The sequence below is a fragment of the Bradyrhizobium sp. USDA 4341 genome (assembly GCF_054063755.1).
In genome coordinates, this window is sequence record NZ_JBSSGO010000001.1 from 785,503 (window position 1) to 805,262 (window position 19,760).

Annotated in this window: 13 protein-coding genes and 1 tRNA gene; 7 read left to right on the forward strand and 7 right to left on the reverse strand. The window is 62.3% G+C overall.

What is annotated here, in order from left to right:
- The first annotated feature begins 2 nt into the window (after positions 1–2).
- Positions 3–713, forward strand: coding sequence for a hypothetical protein (locus ACVIGB_RS03945; protein ID WP_456718039.1), 711 nt, complete (start codon positions 3–5; stop codon positions 711–713).
- A gap of 192 nt (positions 714–905) precedes the next feature.
- Here ACVIGB_RS03945 and clpX read toward each other — a convergent pair whose 3' ends face one another.
- The 3 genes from clpX to ACVIGB_RS03960 form a co-directional block, all read right to left on the reverse strand.
- Positions 906–2,183 carry an ATP-dependent Clp protease ATP-binding subunit ClpX gene (clpX, locus tag ACVIGB_RS03950; protein WP_456718038.1) on the reverse strand — a complete coding sequence of 426 codons (1,278 nt, stop codon included), beginning with the start codon at positions 2,181–2,183 and terminating at the stop codon, positions 906–908.
- Between the two features lie 236 nt (positions 2,184–2,419).
- On the reverse strand, positions 2,420–4,240 hold the full coding sequence (locus ACVIGB_RS03955; protein ID WP_456718037.1) for an outer membrane protein: 1,821 nt from the start codon (positions 4,238–4,240) through the stop codon (positions 2,420–2,422).
- 26 nt (positions 4,241–4,266) lie between these two features.
- Positions 4,267–5,904 (reverse strand): pentapeptide repeat-containing protein, encoded by a 1,638-nt coding sequence (locus ACVIGB_RS03960; RefSeq protein WP_456718036.1) that lies wholly within the window; start codon positions 5,902–5,904, stop codon positions 4,267–4,269.
- A gap of 160 nt (positions 5,905–6,064) precedes the next feature.
- Between ACVIGB_RS03960 and ACVIGB_RS03965 the strand changes: the two genes are divergently transcribed.
- The 4 genes from ACVIGB_RS03965 to dinB all read left to right on the forward strand — a co-directional run bounded on the left by ACVIGB_RS03965 (position 6,065) and on the right by dinB (position 8,334).
- Positions 6,065–6,140, forward strand: a tRNA-Ala gene (locus tag ACVIGB_RS03965).
- A 171-nt stretch (positions 6,141–6,311) separates the two neighbouring features.
- Positions 6,312–6,722, forward strand: coding sequence for a hypothetical protein (locus ACVIGB_RS03970; protein WP_456718035.1), 411 nt, complete (start codon positions 6,312–6,314; stop codon positions 6,720–6,722).
- A gap of 158 nt (positions 6,723–6,880) precedes the next feature.
- The gene (locus tag ACVIGB_RS03975) at positions 6,881–7,171 is read left to right on the forward strand and encodes a hypothetical protein (protein ID WP_456718034.1); all 291 of its coding nucleotides are present in this window, start codon (positions 6,881–6,883) and stop codon (positions 7,169–7,171) included.
- 77 nt (positions 7,172–7,248) lie between these two features.
- Positions 7,249–8,334, forward strand: a complete 1,086-nt coding sequence (gene dinB, locus ACVIGB_RS03980) for a DNA polymerase IV (protein ID WP_456718033.1) — start codon at positions 7,249–7,251, stop codon at positions 8,332–8,334.
- 17 nt (positions 8,335–8,351) lie between these two features.
- Here dinB and ACVIGB_RS03985 read toward each other — a convergent pair whose 3' ends face one another.
- Positions 8,352–14,912, reverse strand: coding sequence for a beta strand repeat-containing protein (locus ACVIGB_RS03985; protein ID WP_456718032.1), 6,561 nt, complete (start codon positions 14,910–14,912; stop codon positions 8,352–8,354).
- Positions 14,913–15,136: 224 nt separating this feature from the next.
- On the opposite strand from ACVIGB_RS03985, the gene ACVIGB_RS03990 reads away from it, so the two are divergent.
- Positions 15,137–15,478, forward strand: a complete 342-nt coding sequence (locus ACVIGB_RS03990) for a hypothetical protein (protein ID WP_456718031.1) — start codon at positions 15,137–15,139, stop codon at positions 15,476–15,478.
- Between the two features lie 251 nt (positions 15,479–15,729).
- On the opposite strand, the gene ACVIGB_RS03995 is transcribed toward ACVIGB_RS03990, so the two are convergent.
- The gene (locus ACVIGB_RS03995) at positions 15,730–16,962 is read right to left on the reverse strand and encodes an RNA-guided endonuclease InsQ/TnpB family protein (RefSeq protein WP_456718030.1); all 1,233 of its coding nucleotides are present in this window, start codon (positions 16,960–16,962) and stop codon (positions 15,730–15,732) included.
- Between the two features lie 501 nt (positions 16,963–17,463).
- On the opposite strand from ACVIGB_RS03995, the gene ACVIGB_RS04000 reads away from it, so the two are divergent.
- Positions 17,464–18,060, forward strand: a complete 597-nt coding sequence (locus ACVIGB_RS04000) for a hypothetical protein (protein WP_456718029.1) — start codon at positions 17,464–17,466, stop codon at positions 18,058–18,060.
- A gap of 59 nt (positions 18,061–18,119) precedes the next feature.
- On the opposite strand, the gene ACVIGB_RS04005 is transcribed toward ACVIGB_RS04000, so the two are convergent.
- On the reverse strand, positions 18,120–18,923 hold the full coding sequence (locus ACVIGB_RS04005; RefSeq protein WP_456718028.1) for a metallophosphoesterase: 804 nt from the start codon (positions 18,921–18,923) through the stop codon (positions 18,120–18,122).
- Positions 18,923–19,759 (reverse strand): hypothetical protein, encoded by an 837-nt coding sequence (locus tag ACVIGB_RS04010; protein WP_456718027.1) that lies wholly within the window; start codon positions 19,757–19,759, stop codon positions 18,923–18,925. The genes ACVIGB_RS04005 and ACVIGB_RS04010 overlap by 1 nt, the downstream gene beginning before the upstream one ends.
- Between the last annotated feature and the right edge of the window lies 1 nt (position 19,760).

The following is a 19,760-nucleotide window of genomic DNA, read 5'->3' on the forward strand; positions in this document are numbered from 1 at the left end:
CTATGGCCGCACACCACGACGTCTTCAGCTCCGCGCTCGAGGCCACGATCGACGACGACGAGCTCTTTGGTCAGGATGCCCCCTGCCCGATCAGAACTGAAGCCGGAAACTCGCGCATCGTCGCGATTACCGGGCCCAATGCTGGCGGAAAATCGTTCTTTGCACGCGCATTGGCGGCCAATGTCTCGGCGCAGCGCGACACCTGCAATATCGAGTACCTGCCGGTTTCAATGGGAATCCGGACCATGCAAGGCATGCATCGCGTCTTCATGTACGGCGAGGAAGGACGAGACTCGACCGGGAGGATTTCGCTTCGCGCCGTCCTCGGCGGCCTCAAGACCTGCCGCGGCCGCGAAGGCCCGCACATGCTTTTGCTGGACGAGCCTGACGTCGGCCTCAGCGATAGCTACCAGCGCGCCTTGGGCGAGCTCCTCTGCGGGTTTGCAAAGGATCTTCCCGACAACACGGCCGGTCTTATCCTGGTGACCCATTCGCGCCCGTTGGCCGCCGAATTCATGCAGGCCAAGCCGACCTGCATTCGGGTCGGCGACGACCTTCGTCCGACCGCGACCTGGATTCGCGAGGGCGACCTGCCACGCAGTGTCGACGACGTCGAGACGCTTGCCGAACGCTCGGCGGCGCGCATGCGCGCCATTCAAGCGGTGCTCAACGAACGACAGCAGGCAAGAGCTTCCGCGGCGCCGCGCCCCTAGTCGCTCTCGGCCGGGCCTTGCTCCTGGTTTGCTCCCTCTGTCGCCTGCTGCTTGGGCGTCGGACACACGTGCCGTCGCCACGCAAATGCATTGCTCGATACCGACTGTCGACAATCAGGACAAAGCAGCCGCCCCGGCCCATGCGGCCGGAAGCCGTGCTTGAGATACTCGGGCAGACGCGACACCGTTCTCCTAACCCGCCGCGGGCGGCTGCTGCTGGGTCACCTGGCTGTAGACGTAGAGCGGCCGCGACTTGCCCTCCACGCATTCCTTGGTCACCTGCACTGTCTGGACGCCCTCCAAAGAGGGCAGCTCGAACATCGCGTCAAGCAAAAGCCCTTCCATAATAGCCCGCAGGCCCCGGGCACCGGTCTTGCGCTCGATTGCCTTTCTCGCCACCGCTGAAATTGCGGCATCGGTGAAGCTCAGTTCGACATCCTCGAACTCGAAGAGCTGCTGGAACTGCTTCACCAGCGCATTCTTCGGCTCGGTGAGAATCTTGCAGAGGGCCGCCTCATCGAGATCTTCCAGCGTCGCTACGACTGGCAGCCGGCCGATAAACTCCGGAATGAGACCAAACTTCTGCAAGTCCTCGGACTGCACCTCGCGCAGAACGTCGCCAACGCGCCGATCCTCCGGAGACATGACGGTCGCGCCGAATCCGATCGAAGTGGTGCGTCCGCGCTCGGAGATGACCCTCTCGAGTCCCGAGAACGCTCCACCGCAGATGAACAGAATGTTGGTTGTGTCGACCTGCACGAATTCCTGCGCCGGGTGTTTGCGCCCGCCTGAAGGCGGAACGGATGCGACCGTGCCTTCCATGAGCTTCAGCAGCGCCTGCTGGACACCCTCACCGGAGACGTCTCTGGTCAGCGATGGATTGTCGGATTTGCGCGAGATCTTGTCGATCTCATCGATGTAGACGATGCCACGCTGCGCGCGCTCGACATTGTATTCGGCCGCCTGGAGCAGCTTGACGATGATGTTCTCGACATCCTCGCCGACGTAACCGGCTTCAGTCAACGTGGTCGCGTCCGCCATAGTGAAGGGCACATCGAGGATGCGCGCCAGCGTCTGTGCAAGCAAGGTCTTTCCGGATCCGGTGGGACCGACCAGCAGGATGTTGGACTTGGACAGCTCGACCGCATCCTTGTCCTTCGCGGTGGAGTCCTGGTGGGAGAGCCGCTTGTAGTGATTATGAACGGCGACCGAGAGCACTTTCTTGGCGTGAGTCTGTCCGATCACGTACTCGTCCAGAATCCGGCAGATCTCCTTCGGCACCGGAATGCCGCCGGTGCTCTTGCCGAGGACGACCTTGTTCTCCTCGCGCACGATCTCGACGCAAAGCGAGATGCACTCGTCACAGATGAAGACCTGCGGGCCCGCGATCAGCTTTTTGACTTCATTCTGGCTCTTGCCACAAAACGAACAGTAAAGCGTCTGTTCGCCCGATCCGTTCCTCGCCGCCAACGATCTTCTCCTCATTCCAGCGGACCTCTTCCGCCTCGTTCCAGACCAAATTAACCGCCCTCTCGTTCCCTACCAACGGCGAAAGCATTCCTTTCCTTGTGGAACGCTGGGGACAGTTAACGATTCGGTCAATCTCGACCATAACCGCCGGCATAGGCTCACCAAAGCGGACAGAAACGCCCGCCTGAACCCAGGCGGCGCAAGGACTCGTTGATCAGGCCTTTGGGTACCGGCGATCACCAGTGAAAATTGATGCCGGACCGAAGCAGGCCCGCGGTGAACTTCGAATTCGCATCGAAATTGGCGGGAGCGCCTGCGGAAATGTCCGTCATGGGCGCGTTCGCGCTGCCGAGGTCGTAATACAGGGCCTCCGCCTTGACGCTCGACCATGAATTGATCCGGTATTCGACGCCGGCACCCGCGGTCCAGCCGATCCGGACCTTGGAGACCGACCCGTCGGCGCACAATGCAGTTCCGGCGCACGGGAACGAGCTCGAGACCTGCTGGGACGAGGCATCGGCCTTGACATCGCCGAATGCCGCGCCGGCCGTGCCGAAAACCATGAAATCGCTGGTTAGAAGATAGCCGAACCGCGCGCGCAGCGTAGCAAACCAACCGAGCGACTGGTCGACCGACGTCGTCACCCCGGTGGCCGGATCGGTCCAACCGTTTGCGCCGGCAATGTGGGCATAGCTGAAATCACCCTCAGCGCCGAGAACTCCGCGCCCGAATTGCCAATTATAGCCGACCGTCACACCGGCTGTAACGCCGCCGTTCGACACGGGTATGGAGGCCGGAATCGCACCAGCCCCCACAAGAACACTCCCGTTCGCGGTGGTTGGCGCCAGCGTGGCCGAGTCATCCTTCGAAAAGCTCGATCCATAGCCGATCGTCGGACCTGCGTAGAAACCGGTCCAGGAGGCTCCCGCACCGTTGAATGCCGAGAACGGAACCGCCGCCCCCGAAGTGCGGTCGCCGAACTTATAAGCCCCCTGCACAAAAACGCCGTAGCGATCCTGCTCGATCTTGATTGGCTGCGCAGCATATGAGGAGCCCGGCAGCGCATCGAACCGCGCGTCTCCGTCCGCCTCTATGTGCCACCAGCGGCCACCGACACCGATGCTCACGCCCTGCATCACCTGCCAGGACAGAATGGATTCCACCATGAACCCGTTGCCGGTCCCGTCCAGGGACGTCCCGTTGATGTCTGGCCGAAGGACATGGAAGTCCTTGCCCGCAAACCAGCCGCGGACGTAGGCCGCATCCGCCGACAGCTTCAGGCCGGGATAAAACTCCCACGAGCCGGACGCACCGAGCCGCAGCATATTCCAGGCCGGTTCGCCATTCAGCGTGTTGACATCGGTCCCGATCGCGACCGGAGAACAGATGGCCCCACCGATCTGCTGGGCGCATCCGAAGGTGTTGAGCCGTTCGGCCCAATACCCGTAGCCGACGAAGGCCCCCAGACCGACGTATCCGGTGTCCACCATGGTGTAGCCCAGATCGACGTTAACATAGCGAACCGACGAATCCTTCATCTCCTGCCGGGTATTGGATTCCGGCGATGTGACCGGCTGGAAATCCTGATCGCTCATGTGGCCGCCCGCGATCGACCCGCCGCCGAGGTTACCCTTCAGAAAGGTCCGATTGTAGTCGAAGCGCCAGAAGGCCTCAGCCGTCTGGGCCACCGAGCCGTCATAGGTCAACCTCGACACGTTGAGACTACCGCTCGAGTCGTAAAGATCCAGCTTGTAGCGCCCGCTCGAGAACCAATAGCGCATACCGGTTTCCATGGTCATACGCTGCATCGGCGCGACCGGCAAAAGTCCTGGCCAGGGCGCCGGCTGAGCATAGGGCGCGCTCAGGGCCGAAGCGTCGAACTCCGGCTCCTTTGACGGATAAGCATGAGCGACCGACGCAACCGCGGTCGTCGCGAGCAACACTGCAAGACACGAAGCACGAGAGAACATGACCCAGACCCCACTTTCGCTACGATTGAGGTCACGGGTCGCCGTCTGAGACAAGTGCAGTGTTGCAACACCGGGGCTGTTGGTCACCCGGTTTCCACAGTCCAAGGATTCGTTTACGGCCGCATCGCGGCACCGCCCGCCATTGGCGCGTCCGCCGGCGGCTGCCGCTCGTCGGTCGCCCGTGCGTCACTGACCCCGAGCGAGCCGTCCGGCTTGATCAACGACGGCCCGAGCGGGTTACCCAGGCGGCGATTGGCCCGGTTCATCACCAGGATCGATCCATCCTGCCCGGCCCGGATATGATGGGTCGTACGGTCGTAATCCAGCTTCAAGGCGTGAGCCGCAATCAGGGCAGTCTCAAAGCTTCGGATGTGCCCGGTTATCCTGGCCTCGGCCGGCGCACCGTCATCGAGCCGCAGAAGCTCGCCGTCCCGGTCGTAATCGGCGGAGCGAACTGATCCGTTCTTGGAGACCCAGGCCATCGAAGTCGATCCATCGACGCGGTAGCGGACGATCGAGGCCTCTGCCGGAGCGCCTGGCGGCGCGATCAGGACCAGATCACCCTGCAGCCGATGGCGGGCCTCCCCCGCGCAAAGGGCCTCCAGCGCGACTGCCAAATGGCGTCGATCGGCGAAGATCACGGATGTCGAGCCCTGACCTTGCCCGGCCCAGAAATCGGAAAAGAACCCGCGGGAGGCGGCTACGCCCCTGGTCTGACGAAGCGCGCCGACCATGGCCTTCAGCCCGGGCCCCTTCACGGTAGCAACCAACAAATGGCGCAGATTGGCTCCAGCCTTCATGGCCTTCTCGAAAAAGCTCCGCACCTTGTGGTCCACCCCTGAAAGATGGTGTTCCACAAAGTCACGAGCGCGCTCGGCCAACATGTCCTTCAGGACGACTGCGGCAGTGGTTGCCATCACGAGGGTCGTTCCGCTCGCGAGCAGATCCCCCAGAGCGGACGTTTCCTCGCCGATGTGCAAGTGGTGAGCGCCGGCGAAGATGGCGCCGGAGGAGACCGAGTAAGCGAGCACCCGCAGAGCGCGGCTCCAGAGATGGTCCCGAGTGAAAGCTCGCACCGTTCCGTCAAGTTCTGCCCCGTCGAAGGAGCAGTTCGCGACCGTCGTCCAGGCGGTTCGGTCCGGCAAATGGGCCGCATCGACGCCCGTCGTCGTCGTCAGCTTGGCTTCGTTGAAGCTCGATCCGACCAATAGAGAGAAGCCGAAAGTGACGTCATGCATCCGCGCCTTCTTGAATGAGGCGCCGGCTGCCTTCACCCCCGACAGATCCGATCGCGACATCGCAGCATGATCGAAAAAGGCGCCATCGAGCACGGCTCCCGAGAATTTGGCGTAAGTCAGTCTGGCACCTTCGAAGTGCGAGGGAATGCTCTCTTCGCCGCGCTGATCGTAGTGCCGCGCCGATACTTCCGGATCCGGCGATACGTCGACCCCGGTAAAGTCGGCACCCTCAGCCAAAAGCCCCTGCGCGACCACGCCGCGGAGCGAGGCGTTGGCGAATTTTCCCCTGTAGGCCGACATGCCGCGCAGATCCGCGCCATCAAGCAAGGCTTCCTGGAAGTCGACGCCATGAAGGTCAAGGCCAGACAGATCGCGACGGCGCAAGTCCACGCGTGCGAGCGACCTGCCGTTCTGGACGAGCATCTCGACGAATTCCTTGAGCGAGCCAGCATCGCCCTCATAAAGGATGTTGCCGTCGCGGTCCTTTACGGTCTGCTTGCGAAGCACTGCCATATCTCGCCCCCGATTGATCGGTTGGGACTCAACACCCGGAGGCTGCAAGAGGGAATCCCGGAAGGGAAATCGTCGGGGAACCGCGCCCAGACTCATTCGATCTGGCCGTGCTACCCAAAGGTTGACCTTGGGATCGTCGAGCCGTAGCAATCGCCCTCACGGGGCCATAGCTCAGCCGGGAGAGCGCTTGCATGGCATGCAAGAGGTCGGCGGTTCGATCCCGCCTGGCTCCACCACCATCCCCAAAGAAAAAACAGCTCAGTCTTCCCGGTTGAGGCCCAACCGGCCATCATCGGCCCATGAGCGCTCCCACCAAACCCATAAAAGACCATCCGAGCAGCTGCGCGATCCGCAACATGCTCGACCGACCAGGGCTCCGCACGAGCGAGTATTGCGGATGGAATTCCATGCGGTTCATCCTCCACAATGACCGTGGCGAGCAGGTGCTCGAGGTCACGCTCGAGCGATCCGAGGGCCAAATCTTGTGCGGAGTGACCGAACGTAAGCGACGAAACCCCTATCGGCAGCCCTTCAATTACAGCGATTCAACGATCGGTCCGATCGAGAAGCGTGATCGCCAAATCATGTCGAACTGCAGTTCGACGATTCGAACGATTGTTGCCAAACACGAGCGTCCTGTCGACCGCACGCCGGAGGCGCGAGATGGGCTCACAGACCGGATCCGCCAGGTGCTCGAGGCTTTCCCAAAAGAAGCCCCAGAGAAGATCGCGGAAGCCATATCGACCGGCCTCGACGCCGACAAGATAGACGAAATCGCGGGCGCGCTCGATCAAACGCTGGCCCCTGACGCTTCTTGATATGCGACTTTACGTCCGTATTCTAATCCTTGGGCGGATTGACAGTAAAATCGTGAATCCGACTCAGTCTGAAGGATTCAATTAACGAATTTACAAGGCGCCAAACAGCATATTGGGGTCAAGCCGCCGGTTCGCCGGAAGGCCACGAAAGGAACTCCATGCAGACGACCAATGCCAAGTCCCCCGCCGAAACCCGCGACATCCGTCCCTCGGAACGCGCGACCCGCCTGGAAGCGCTCGCCGAGACGCTTCGCGAGAGCGCCAGCACGCTGGAGAACGACATCGCCGCCGAAGAAGCGGCAGCGCGCCAGAAGAACCCCAACGCTTTCGACTACCCCATGACCGCTCGTTCCATGCGCGGCCGCCTGAAGAACATCCGCGTTTCGCTGCAGACCATCGAGACCGAGCTCGCCAAGTGCATCGTGGCCGGCATGGCCCGCGTGGCCTAAGTCCCCGCGACGGCGAATGTGGACCCCGACAAGGCCTGCGTTGAAAGGCGTAGCCGAGTCGGGGCACACTCGGTAAAATGTCCGAGACACACCGCCAAAGGAAGGTCATTCACGTCGACATGGACGCGTTCTACGCATCCGTGGAGCAACGAGATTATCCTGAACTTCGCGGCAAGCCGGTCGCCGTCGGCCACGCCGAAGGCCGAGGCGTCGTTGCAGCGGCGAGTTATGAAGCTCGCGCCTTTGGCGTGCACTCTGCGATGCCCTCCTTCAAGGCCCGCGAGAAATGCCCCCAGCTCACCTTCGTGCCGCCGAGGTTCGAAGCCTATCGCGCGACCAGCGCCCAGATCAGGCAGATCTTCGCCGAACACACCGATCTGATCGAACCGCTCTCGCTTGATGAAGCCTACCTGGATGTCAGCCAGAACAAGCAGGGCTTACCCACCGCGACGGCCGTCGCGCGCGCAATCCGCCAGAAGATCCTCAAGGTCACCGGCCTGACCGCGTCAGCTGGTGTGTCATACTGCAAATTCCTGGCCAAGATGGCCTCCGACGTCAACAAGCCCAACGGCATGTGTGTGATCCTGCCCCAGGACGGGGAGGAATTTGTCGCAAAGCTCGCTATCAAGAAATTCCACGGGATCGGCCCGGCCACCGCGGCTCGGATGGAAGCACTCGGCATCACCAACGGCGCCGAGCTCCGTACCAAAAGCCTGGAATTCCTCACCCGGCATTTCGGCAAGCAGGGAGGCCACTTCTACAAGATCTCCCGGGGGATCGACGATCGTCCCGTCAATCCGAACCGGATCCGCAAGTCCGTCGGTGCCGAAAACACTTTCGTGCGCGACCTCACCGCCCTCGAGGAGTTGCTCAGCGAATTGACGCCACTTTCCAACAAGGTCTGGGCGCACTGCGAGCGCACCGGAGTGCGCGGCCGCACGGTGACATTGAAGCTTAAATTCTCGGATTTCACCCAGGTGACCCGCAGCCGTTCGCAGAATTCTGAGGTCGCTTCGCTCGACGAGCTCAAGCGCATCTCCGAAGGCATCCTGCAAGACGAACTTCCGCTGCCTCAAGCACTCAGGCTAATCGGCGTTTCTATTTCCACGCTGAATACAGACCCGGAGAACCGCGCCGTCGCGGCGCAGCTCTCCCTGCTCTGATTGCCAAGCCCGACCGCCTATTTCATCCGGAACTGATCAACAGTCGTGTAGTACTGGCTGGTCGCGTTGAAGCGCCAGTAAGCGGCCGTCGCCGGGCTAAAGGTGCCGAGCCCATTAAGACTCACAGGCCCCGGACAACCCGCCGACGTCGGGTAGTTGAAGGTGCCTGACGCCCGCGTGATCCAGGTGGTGCCGTTGGTCGAACTGTCGACCGTGTAGGTCACACCAGTGAGGCCTGCGTACGCGCTACCCGGACAGTAGAACGACAGATTCACGCCTGTGGCCGCTACCGGCTCTGAATACTGGATCACGATCGGGAAAGACGTCGAAACCTTGACCCAGGCGCCGGCGCCTCCGTCTGTGTACTGTGTGGCGGTTTGAACAGTTCCGCTGTTGGTGATCGAGCCACCGGTTACGGATGCGATCAGCGCCTCTGATGGCGGCGGCGGCCCAGTCACTGTGATCGAGAATGTCGGGGAGACCGCCTGGCCTCCGCCGGCGTCCTTCACGGTGATCGTTCCTTGCCAATTGCCCGTAGCGGCAGGAGTACCGGCGATTGTGCCCGTGATGCTGTCGAAGGTCAGGTTGAGCCCTGCAAGCGTCCCGACGGTGTTGGTCACCGAGAAGGAATTGCCCCCCGATCCACCCGACACGTCCGGGATGAACGAATAGGGTTTGTTGATGGTACCGCCGGAAGGCAAACCGCCGATCGTCAGGGCAGCGTTGACCGACACCGTCACGTTGGTGGAGGTATTGCTGATCCCATAACTGTCCGTGACCGTGAAATTGCCGGTCCATGTGCCAGGGGTCGACGGCTGACCTGAGGAGGTCCCCGCGACATGGACCGTTGTCCCGCTGATCGACGCGGCGAGACCCATGGCCCCAAGCGAGGTACCGCTGACGGTATTCGGAGTCAGGCTATTGTAGACACCCGACCCACCGGAAATCGTCGCCACGGACTTGCCTAGTGCCTCGCCAACCGCGCCGACGACATTCGTCCCCGCCGTCACGACAAGAGGCGGAGCGACCGTGATGGTGAAGACATTCGAAGTCGTCGAATGCCCTGCTCCATCGTCAACTCTCATTTGCAGTCCAGCAAAGCTACCGCTTGCTGTCGGGCTGCCTGAAATCACACCACCGGACATCGTGAGGCCCGGAGGCAACGATCCGATCATAGTCCAGGTGTAGTGAAGATCGCCGCCCGTAACGGCAAATGAGGACGAATAGGGTTGTCCGACTTCGCTCGTCAGCGATGGCGTCCCTGTCATGACAAGGGGAGCCAAGCCAACCGTGATGGTCCAGGTCTGCACTTGCAAGGTGTCGCGATACTCACCCGCATCGGTCACCGCGAGCGAAATGGGGCCGTAGTTGCCCGACGCCGGCGGGGTTCCCGAGAGAGTGTAGGTGTTGTTGCCCGGACCGGATGGCGTGCCCACGAGCCACGACGGCGGATTGGTCAGCAACCAGTTGTAGCTCCCGCTTTCACCGGTAGCTGTGAACGTCGCGCTGTATGGCACGCCGGCCAAGCCGGTCGCCGGCGCCGTACCTGTCACAGCCAAGGCGTCAACCACTGTCACGGTGAACGCCTGCGTGGTGGCAACGCCACCCCCGACGTCCGTCACGGCCACCTTGACGCCTGGGTAATTCCCGGCGGATCCCGGCGAAGGTGATCCGGAAAGAGCGCCAGTCGACGCGTTCAGAACAACGCCTGCCGGCAAACTTCCTGCTGCCACTGAGAACACGTTAGAGCCCGAACCGCCTGTGGCCGAGAATCCGCCGAACTTGGCGCCAACATCCTTGCCGACAACCCAATGGGCAGCTTCATTGAACGGTCCGGATGTCGGAGAAATCGCGATTGCATCAGTGACCGTCACTGTGAGCGTAACGGATGCTCCGGTCCGGCCGATACCATCCTTGGCCTGGATGACGCCCGACCAGGTGCCCTTCGTTATGGGCTGGCCGGTGATGCTGCCGTTCGTAGTTGAGAAGGTCAGTCCAAGCGCCGCGAGCGTCCCGCTCACGTTGGAAACGGTGAAGCTATAGGTTCCATCGCCACCGCTTGCCGTTGGCACAAAGGAATAGCTTTCACCAAGCGCAGCCAGGCGGGGCGTTCCGGCGACCTGCACCGGAGACGCGACAAGAATGCTGAACGGCGCGCTGTCGGCGGTCACCCCGCCGACATCCGTCACGCGCACCTTCAGCGGCCCGAGCGTACCGGCGGCTGTTGGCGTTCCGGTGAACGTGCCGTTTGCACTGACGATGAAGTCGGTCGCCGCCCCCACGATTGAGTAGCTATAGCCCGGCCGTCCTCCCGTCGCAGTAAAGAGAGCGTTGTAGTTCACTCCAACTGTTGCCTGCGGAGACGGCGAACCTGCGATCGCGAGAGGGCCGTTCACCGCGATTGAGAGGATGCTTTGTCCAATGGCCGTAGAACCGTCGGCGGCGTCCGTCGCCCGGATCTGAAGATTGCTGAGCGAGCAGGTTGCAGTCGGCGTCCCTGACACGCCGCCTTGCGCGTTGAGCGCAAGGCCAGGACACAACGTCGGCAGAGAAATCGGAGCCCCGTTCTGCAAGAGATCGTAGCTCACGGCGCCCAGGGCGAAATTCACGGTCGAGCCGACCGTGGCGAGAGCCTCACCCACCGCAAACAAAACCGGTCCACTCGGAGAGGACGCCACCGCCAAGGGCGGCGCGACCTTCAGCGTGAACGAGGCTGCCGATTTCTGATAGCTCGATTGGACCGCCGTCGCGGTCACCGTGTACGTGGTGATCTGGCTGACCGCGGGCGCGGTCCCGGAGAACGTCGAGCCCGAGGCCACGAGGGAAAGTGCCGGCTGTCCAGTCGGAGCTAAGGTTGTGGCGAATGTCCAGCTCGGAGAGGCGAACGACGACGCCAGACTGCCGGCGATCGAAGCACCCATCCGCATGATCGCGGACGATGTCAGCGAGGCTTGCGCGGTTGCATCGATCACCGTGATCGAGAACGCGTTCGCGGATACCTTCGTGCCGTTCGCATCGGAGACGCTCACGACGAAGGGGCCGAACGTGCCGACGTCCCCCGAGGACGGTGTTCCGGCTAGACGCCCCGACGTCGCATCGAGAGACAGCCAGGCAGGCAGCGATCCCGAGGCCAGCGCAAACGTCTTCGTTCCGGCGCCGCCGGCCGCGATAAACTGCGCAATATATTGGCCGCCGACGGTCGCTCCATCCGATGGACTGCCGCTAATTGACAGCGCCGGGGCGACATCCATCGTTCCGGCGACAGACGTTTGCCGTCCGTCGGCATCGCTGACGAGCACGGTGACCTGATAGCTTCCAACGCTCGACGGTGTTCCGGCCAGAAGCGATCCGCTGAACGTCAGTCCGGGGGGAAGGATACCATTCATCGAATAGGCGTACGGTGCACGTCCGCCGCTCGCTGAGAATTCGACCGAAACCGGCTCGCCGATCGCAAGCGACGAGGGAAGCGCCCCGGAGACCCCCAGCGCATCGGCGACAGAAATCGAGAACGGCTCGGAGGTCGCGGTAAAGCCCATTGAATCAGTTGCGAGCACGGCAATCGGACCGACCGTTCCTGCGGCGCTCGGCAACCCGGAAAGTACACCGGTCGTGACGTTCAGCTGTAGCCAATCTGGCAGCGATCCGGACGCCAACGAGAAGGTCGTCGTCCCCGGACCACCAGTTGCCGTAAAGTTCGTCGAATACCATTGCCCAACCGTCGCAATCTTTGGCGGCGTTCCGGAAAGCACATAATTGGTCGGCGCAATCGACATCGTGAACGGCAGCGTTGCCGAACGGCGATCGACGTCGAACACGGTCACCGTTGCGGCGAAATCGCCGCTCGCGGACGGCCGCCCAGTCAGGGAACCTGCTGACGGATCGAGCGTGATCCCCGGCGGAAGCGAGCCAGACGTCACGACGTAATTGTACGGCGGACGACCACCGCTTGCGGTCACAGAATCGTAATACGAGAAGCCCACTGCCCCTGCGCGCGGAGCGCCTGCAATTGCCAATGGCGTAGACACCACGATGGAGCCCATCGCGGAATCCACCGTTTGGTCGGCATCGGCAACGGTGACAGTGAAGTCGAATTTCCCGTTCTTCGTTGGCGTCCCCGCGATGAATGTGGAGTCATCTCCGGTCGAAACCATCGAAAGCCCTGGCGGGAGCCCGGTCGCCGAGAAGGAATATGGCGCCCTGCCACCCGTGGCTTTGAACGTTGGTCCGGAGTATGCGAGATCCACCGTCGCAACAGGAACGCTGCTCAGGCTAAGCGCGAGTGGCGGCGGACCGCCGGGGCCGCCGCTGGAAATCTCCATGTTGAATTGCGCCGCGCCCTTGGCGCCCGAGTCGTCAGCCGCCGACAAGACCAGGCCTTCGACCGTTCCCACCTGCGTCGGCGTGCCGGCAATGATGGCAGCGTCGCCCGCACTCGCGAACGACAACCCATCGGGCAACGTCTTGCTCAGCCCCCAGGAGTATTTGCCGTCACCATTGCTGACCTTGAACGAGGTCGAATAGCTCTGCCCTACCTGGCCCACAGGCACAACACCGCTGATCATCAGCCCCGGCCGGCTGATTGTGATCCCGAAGGGTGAGGTCGATACCTGCGCGCCGTTCGCGTCGGTCACTGTGACGACAACGCTGTCGGTTTCCACGGCACTCGGCAGGCCAGACAAGACACCGGATGAACTGAAAGCCAGGCCGGCCGGCAGCTGTCCGGTGAGCGCGAACGAATACGGGGATCGTCCACCGGTGGCGCGGAAGGTCAGGGCGTCGATCGGTTGACCGATAATTCCGCCGACGGCCGGCGCCATCGGCGTGAGTGCCAGCACTGGAGGCATCTTCACGTCGATGGCGAAATTCCCGGTGCGGGCCAGCCCGGCAGCACTGTCCGTCGCCTGGATCGCGAGAGCGTAGGATCCCGTGACATCGGGGGTGCCGGAGAGCACGCACGAGCTCGCGTCAAGCGCTAGCCAGGACGGCCAGCTGCCGACTTTTGCATAACCATACGGCGGCACACCACCTACAGCCCCGCAATCGCCCCGATAGGGAATTCCGACGTAAGCGACCTTGGGAGGATAGGACGAGACAGATAGCCCTGCCTCCAGAACCCTCAATGTCGCCGGCGCTCCAATGGCGGTGCGTCCATCGACGTCCGTGACCTGGACAACGAGATTATCGTACACTCCAGCGTTCGTCGGAATGCCCCACAGCTTGCCATCTGCCGCCAACTTCAGGCCGGGGACCGAACCCGAAACCAAACTGAACGAGTATGGAGCCCGACCACCAGACGCCTCGAAATTCCCGGCATAGTAATCGTTGATCCGCGCGTTGGGCAGACTTGCGGTAACGACCCCAACGGGCCCAACGATCGATATGGCGAATGCCTGGGTCGTGCCCTTCAACCCGCTCGCATCGGAGCCCGAAACAATAATTCCGTCCCAGGTCCCCTGCTGGGAGGGCGTACCCGAAATGATTTGACCGTCAAACGACAAGCCCGGAGGAAGCGCGCCCGACACCGAGAGACTGTACGGCGCCGTTCCACCCATTGGCGTGAACTTTGCGGACAATGGCTGACCGACATCGGCAGCCGCCGGCAGCGACCCTGCGATGCCGAATGATGTCGCCGGGAGCGGATCGATCTCGAGATCGATCGAACGACTAACCCGACGACCATCGAGATCGACAGCCGAAATCTGAACCGCATACGTTCCAGCCGTGACCGGCACGCCCTGGATCGCGCCGGCTGAATAGAACAATCCCGGCGGCAGTCCCGTCGCCGTATAGTTGTAGGGAGAACGGCCTCCGTCGGCAGAAACATGCGCAAGATAGTCCTGCCCGACATAGCCCGGCAGCGCCTCTCCAACCATCTGGATCGACGGATAGACGTGGAGGGTTACGGGTCCATACGACGCAAACCGAAAATCGGCGTCCAGCCCCGTCGCCGTCACCGAGTAGGTCCCCGGCGTCGTGAACACGCCTGTAATCGTCGCGAATGAAGCCGTTGACGATGTCGTCAGGCCAGGGGTGTCCGTAAAGGTATTCAATTGATAGGGCTGAGTCCCCCCGCGCCCCGTAAACGTCAGCGCGGCGTTGTCACCCACGACCACGGACAAGAGATCGCTCGAGCCGACTGCAAATGGAGACTCGATGACGAACGGCTGCACCACCGTAATGACAAACGGCGCCGTGGCCGTCTCGAAGCCGTCCGTCACCTGGATGTTGGCGGAGAACGCGCCGTACTGCAAAGGAATGCCGGACACACTGCCAGAAATCGGATCCAACGAGAGCCCGACCGGAAGCGTTCCGTTCAGGAGCTTGAACGAGGTTGGCCCTTGCGCCCCCGTCACGACTGCAAGTGCTGTATAGGCCTCGCCAGCGGTGGCCATCGGCTGCCCCGCATAGAACAAGGCCAGATCGAAGGATGGATCCGGCGGCTTCGGCGTTGTTTGCCCGTTATAGGGCCAGCGCATACGGAAATATGGAAAATCCGCTGCAGAAGCGGCCGCACCGGCGAGCGTTGCAACGACGCCGGCCATCACGACCAATTTCTTTAATGCTCCCAACACAGCCACCGCCCAGTCCTGTTTCGCATGGGAAATGTCAGAAACACATCCTTACCCGCGTACAGTGCATCAAACAAGTATAGGCTGCATTCTAATCCTTGGACGAAACGCAACGAATCCTTGCTGGTCTGTTGCAAATTGCCGCAGCCGGCATCACGCTGTCCTGCAGGACAGTCGCAGGAACAGGCCAGATGTCGCCCAGCGTATCGTTCACGAGTGACCGAGCCCTCGACATGGACGAGGTCTTCGCCCTTCTCGAGGCTCACGGCGCAACCGTCCACGGCGAGCCGGATATTCGCACTGGCGACCCTTACGCCGGCATCTCGCGGTATTTCTTCCTTCGGATCACCGACCCGGCCGGCCAGCAGCGGCACATCACCGGCATGCACGCCTTCCCCTCCGAGCAGGCGGAGGACGGCTGGACGCGGCTATCACTGGGAGGAGACACGGTGTCCTACGACCTGATGCTCTCGATCGCTCGCTCCGAGGGCGGCTTTTTATTCGATGGAAGGACTATCGGCGCCAAGCGGGTCGACCGGAAATTCGAGTTGGAATACGCCCCCGCCTTCGGCTAAAGCGCCCCCGATTTGCCTTCACCAGGCCGCCTGACGCCGCTATTAAGCGTCATGACCTACAACTACAAAAATCCGTCCAACCGACTGAAGGCAGCCCAACTGCTCAAGCGGCTTTTGCCGCTCGCCGCGGAAGAGGCGAAACAGGAAACTGGTCCCTTGAAGCCCGCGAGCGCCGTCGGAAGGGCAACAATGGGTCATTACCTGGCTATTCGGATTTCGGTGTTGAAGCACGTCGATCCTGGTCCGGAATGTTACGCTGCTTCCGCAGCTTCAACATCCGTGTTTCCGGGACGACGCACGGGCTGAGGCCCCACGTTGGCGTCCCCGGGCGGCTTGCCCCGCCCGTCGTGCCGCAAGGCACGATCCAGTATGTTCAGCGCCGCATTGTGATCGCGGTGCAGGTCGGCGCCGCAGCCACAGCGATGGCGGCGCTCCGCCAGCGTCTTCTCCACCGCGACGCCGCAGGACGAGCAGTCCCGCGAGGTGTTGCGTGGATCGATCTTCACCACCATCCCACCGGCTCTTGCAGCCTTGTAGGTCAACAGTTCGATCAGACGCGCGGGCGATGCGTCCAGCATCGCCCGGTTCAACCCGGCCTTCTGCCGGACGTTCTTCCCCGGCTCGGCGGCCGTGCCCCTTGCCGAGCGGGTCAGGTTCTTCAAGCGAAGCTCTTCGACGCCGATCAGCGCGTAACGCCTGGCCAGATCGGCCGACACCTGGTGCAGGTGGTTGGAGCGAACGTTGGCGACCGCACGCTGAAGCCGGGCCAGACGCTCTCGGATCTTGGCGCGGCGCCTCGAGCCGCGCTTGCAGCGCGCCAGCGCGCGCTGCGCGATACGCAGGTCGCGCTCGCGGCGAGACCGCGGACGCACGTTCTCGATATGCCGGCCCTCGCTCGTCGTCACGAGATGCTCGATGCCGACGTCAAGCCCGACGGCCGTCTCCGGCCGGGCATGAGTGGCGGCGGCGGGGACATCAACCACCAGGCAAACGTACCAGTGCCGGCCCTTCCGCGAGAACGCCGCGGTCTTCACCGCTGCGTCCGGCGGGAGCTCCCGATGCAGCCGCAGGCGCAGACCGCCTGGCAGCGGCTTGAACAGCAGCTTGTTTCTATCGAGCCGAACCCCGGCCCATTCGGCAAAGCCAAAACAGTCCCAGCGGCTCCCGCTCCGGAAGCGCGGGAAGCCGGCCTTCTGGCCGCGCTTCACGCGTCCGAAAAACCCCTTCATCGCGTCGTCGACGCGCCCCAGCGTCCACCGCGACAGGTTAACGGGGACGTCGCCGTAGTCCGGGTCGAACGACCGTATCTGCGTCAAGGACTTGCACTGGTCGAACCTCGAGATCGAGACCTTCCGCTTCGCCCAGGCGTCGCGGCGCTCCTGCAGCGCGGCGTTGTACAGCTGGCGCTGCGCCTCGCAGAGCCCGGCGAGAACGGCGTATTGGCCGCGGGTCGGCGCCAGCTTGATGCGGTAGGTCAGAAACATTCAGTCAGCGTGTTCTCGTTGTGTTCCTGGGCGACCATGCCCGGCCGGCGACCGCTCGTCAAGGACTCGTTCCAACACCGAAATCCGAATAGCCACGTTTATCAGGGCGAGTGCGGCTGGTTCGCGGATTTAGAGTTCAAAGACCTTCCGGTCGGGGTGGGCAAGGTCATTGGGACGCCGGCTCAGATGCCGCTGACCAGCCGCGACCAAGCCATTTCTCGCCGGCCTGCCTCGGTACCCTCAATACGAGGAAGCTCCGCCGCCACCCGCGCCTGGCAAAATGCATTAGGCTCGCCGCGCCGGCAGGCCCGTGCGGCCCGCCGATGTTTTCGCTCCGAAGATCGGGGATATTCATCCTAGGGACGTTGCACGGGCGCCCAAGGATTGGCGATTGTCCGAGCGCGGATCAGCCCGGCAGGTGGGAGCCAGTCGGAACTTCTTCGACGAACTGCTTGACCAAAAGGCGGCAGAACGTAGTGCTGATCCTCTTTTGAGGGGCACATGATCAAATCCTTCGCGTTGGTGCTTGCCGCGGGCGTCTCGCTCGCCGGCTGCGCGCGCGATCATGCGACCAGATTGGTCGCTCCAGAGCCGGAAAGTCACGGTTCAATCCATTTCTCCGGTCCCGCCCCCGCACCCAGCGTCACCACTGCCGCGCTGCCGCCTGTCGCGCCGGAACGGGCGATCCGTCCACCCAGGCTACAGCAATTCGACCTGGTCGGCCGCTGGGGTTACGGATCCTTCCTCCGCGAGGAAGACCGTGAGCGGACCATCGCCGCAGCCGAGAAAAGCTGCGCCAACCCTTATCTGATCGGCCAAGGCGAGAACGGCGGGGTCATCATGCACCTTGCGGATAAGGCCGAACCAGTGGAACTCGCGATCCGAGGGTCCGACGATGGGCACGACTATATCGGCCCTGGTGGCCCGCCCGGAGGCGAGAAGGACCGCGTGGTCGATTCCTTCGACGGCCGCGTCCTGGTCCTGCGTTGGGTCAGCAAGGAGGTCACAAGCCGTTACGGGACATCCGTTTTTGTTCGCTGCAACCAGTTGCCGACGGGAGCAACAGCCATGTCCACGACATCAAGGTCACCATCCTAGACGACGCAAGGATTCATGCGCTGCCGAGGAAAGCTTCGGCTTCGATTGGTGAGCTCTGGTCACCTGGAAAACGGCCTTCCGGACCGATCAGGATCGGCGATGACGGCAAGAAGATCGGCTGGCCGCTCGTACTCGCCGAGGTTTTTGTAGACCGCGGTTCCCGCCGTCACTTCAGCGAACGTGAGAGCTCCCTCCATGCTCCCCAGAAGGCCGAACACGCAGCCGGTGTCGATGCAATACACGTTCCCTAATCGAAGGTTCTTGCGCAGCGGCGTATGCCCAACGAAGACCCGACCAATGCCATCAACGCCGGTTTCGTCCATCTCATTGATGCGCTCACGGCTCCACAAAGCCTTGTGAATCAAACTCTCATCGCCGGTTCGCACTTTCTCCAGGAAGGCCTGCCAGGACAAGCCAAACGGCACGTCGGCATGCACGAAGCCGACCGGTCCGCGTCCGGTCGCGAGCTCGATCGCGATCGGGAGCTTGCGGACAGCGGTCAAAATGTCCGCGCGCACGTGGTCCGGTGTATTAAGCCACCAATCGAAGCCATTGCGGGACGCCGCGAACTCCAACACCGCCGGATGCGGCTCACCATCGGCATAGATGGTCAGTAGTAAATCTTCATGATTGCCCCGCACCGCGTAAACCCAATCGTGAGACAGGAAACGCGCTGTGCGATGCGACCCCGGACCGCGATCAATCAGGTCGCCGACGGAGAAGATCCGATCGCAGGATTGATCGAAGTTGACCGCATCCATTGCTCGCAGGAGGGTATCGAAGCTGCCGTGAATGTCACCTACGGCGTAATCACGGCCTTTCTTGTTGATCTGGACATGACGAACCGGTTCGTATCCTTGCATCACTGCGCTTTCCTTTCTGACCAAACTAGGACTCGCATAAACCGCCTTGCCCAAAACGGCGCCGCATCGCTCGTGAACTCCTCGGGGAACAAGCGAAAGAGCCAAGCGTAGCCGCAAAGCACCGCCATCGTCTGAAAGAACAGCAGCCAAACCGCGTCGCTGATCTGCAAACCGAGAGCCACACCGCACGCAATAATCATGGCTGGCGCGGCCCAGCCCACCGCCAGCAATACGAGAGCCAGCGCGTGTCGCTTTTCCTGTTCGGTCTGCCCAATCGTAGCAGCCATTGCGATCATCATGGCGCCAACTGATGCCAGACCGGTCAACGGGCCACAGCTCAGCGCCGCCCACAACCCAACAGCATAGACGCCCCCTGCCACGAGAAGGACAATGCCCGCCGTCAAGATTGGCACGAGTTTTCCCTCGATCCCGCTCCTGCTCAAAACGTTGACGGGCACCGCTATCATGGCACCCAGGACAACCATGGCCGAAGGTTTGGAGGTCGAGAGTAATTTCGCCGACTCACGAATTCCTTCCCAACCAACCTCCAGAAACTCCATGCCCAGGTCGACCGAAAGACAGATGAAACAGGTGAGCAGAACACTCTGAATAGGCGCCAGCCTGCCGACCCGAGCCGCCACGTAACCGCCGACAAAACAGGGAAGGTCCCACTCGACGAACGCCGCCGCAGCCAACACAAGCGGCGACTGAACAGGGTCGATCCCCGCCACAATCGCCGCCAACTGACACCCATAGACCAGGAGCATCGCCGCGACCGAAAGCAGCAGGGCGGTGTATACGCCAAGCAACATCGCTCGTGTGGGCATTCCCCGCATG

Excerpts from the sequence above, each read along its gene's own strand:
- ACVIGB_RS03945 (WP_456718039.1), top strand. The coding sequence starts at position 3 with ATGGCCGCACACCACGACGTCTTCAGCTCCGCGCTCGAGGCCACGATC.
- ACVIGB_RS03960 (WP_456718036.1), bottom strand. The coding sequence starts at position 5,904 with ATGGCAGTGCTTCGCAAGCAGACCGTAAAGGACCGCGACGGCAACATC.
- ACVIGB_RS03970 (WP_456718035.1), top strand. The coding sequence starts at position 6,312 with ATGCGGTTCATCCTCCACAATGACCGTGGCGAGCAGGTGCTCGAGGTC.
- ACVIGB_RS03975 (WP_456718034.1), top strand. The coding sequence starts at position 6,881 with ATGCAGACGACCAATGCCAAGTCCCCCGCCGAAACCCGCGACATCCGT.
- dinB (WP_456718033.1), top strand. The coding sequence starts at position 7,249 with ATGTCCGAGACACACCGCCAAAGGAAGGTCATTCACGTCGACATGGAC.
- ACVIGB_RS03990 (WP_456718031.1), top strand. The coding sequence starts at position 15,137 with ATGGACGAGGTCTTCGCCCTTCTCGAGGCTCACGGCGCAACCGTCCAC.
- ACVIGB_RS03995 (WP_456718030.1), bottom strand. The coding sequence starts at position 16,962 with ATGTTTCTGACCTACCGCATCAAGCTGGCGCCGACCCGCGGCCAATAC.
- ACVIGB_RS04000 (WP_456718029.1), top strand. The coding sequence starts at position 17,464 with ATGATCAAATCCTTCGCGTTGGTGCTTGCCGCGGGCGTCTCGCTCGCC.
- ACVIGB_RS04005 (WP_456718028.1), bottom strand. The coding sequence starts at position 18,923 with ATGCAAGGATACGAACCGGTTCGTCATGTCCAGATCAACAAGAAAGGC.
- ACVIGB_RS04010 (WP_456718027.1), bottom strand. The coding sequence starts at position 19,759 with ATGCGGGGAATGCCCACACGAGCGATGTTGCTTGGCGTATACACCGCC.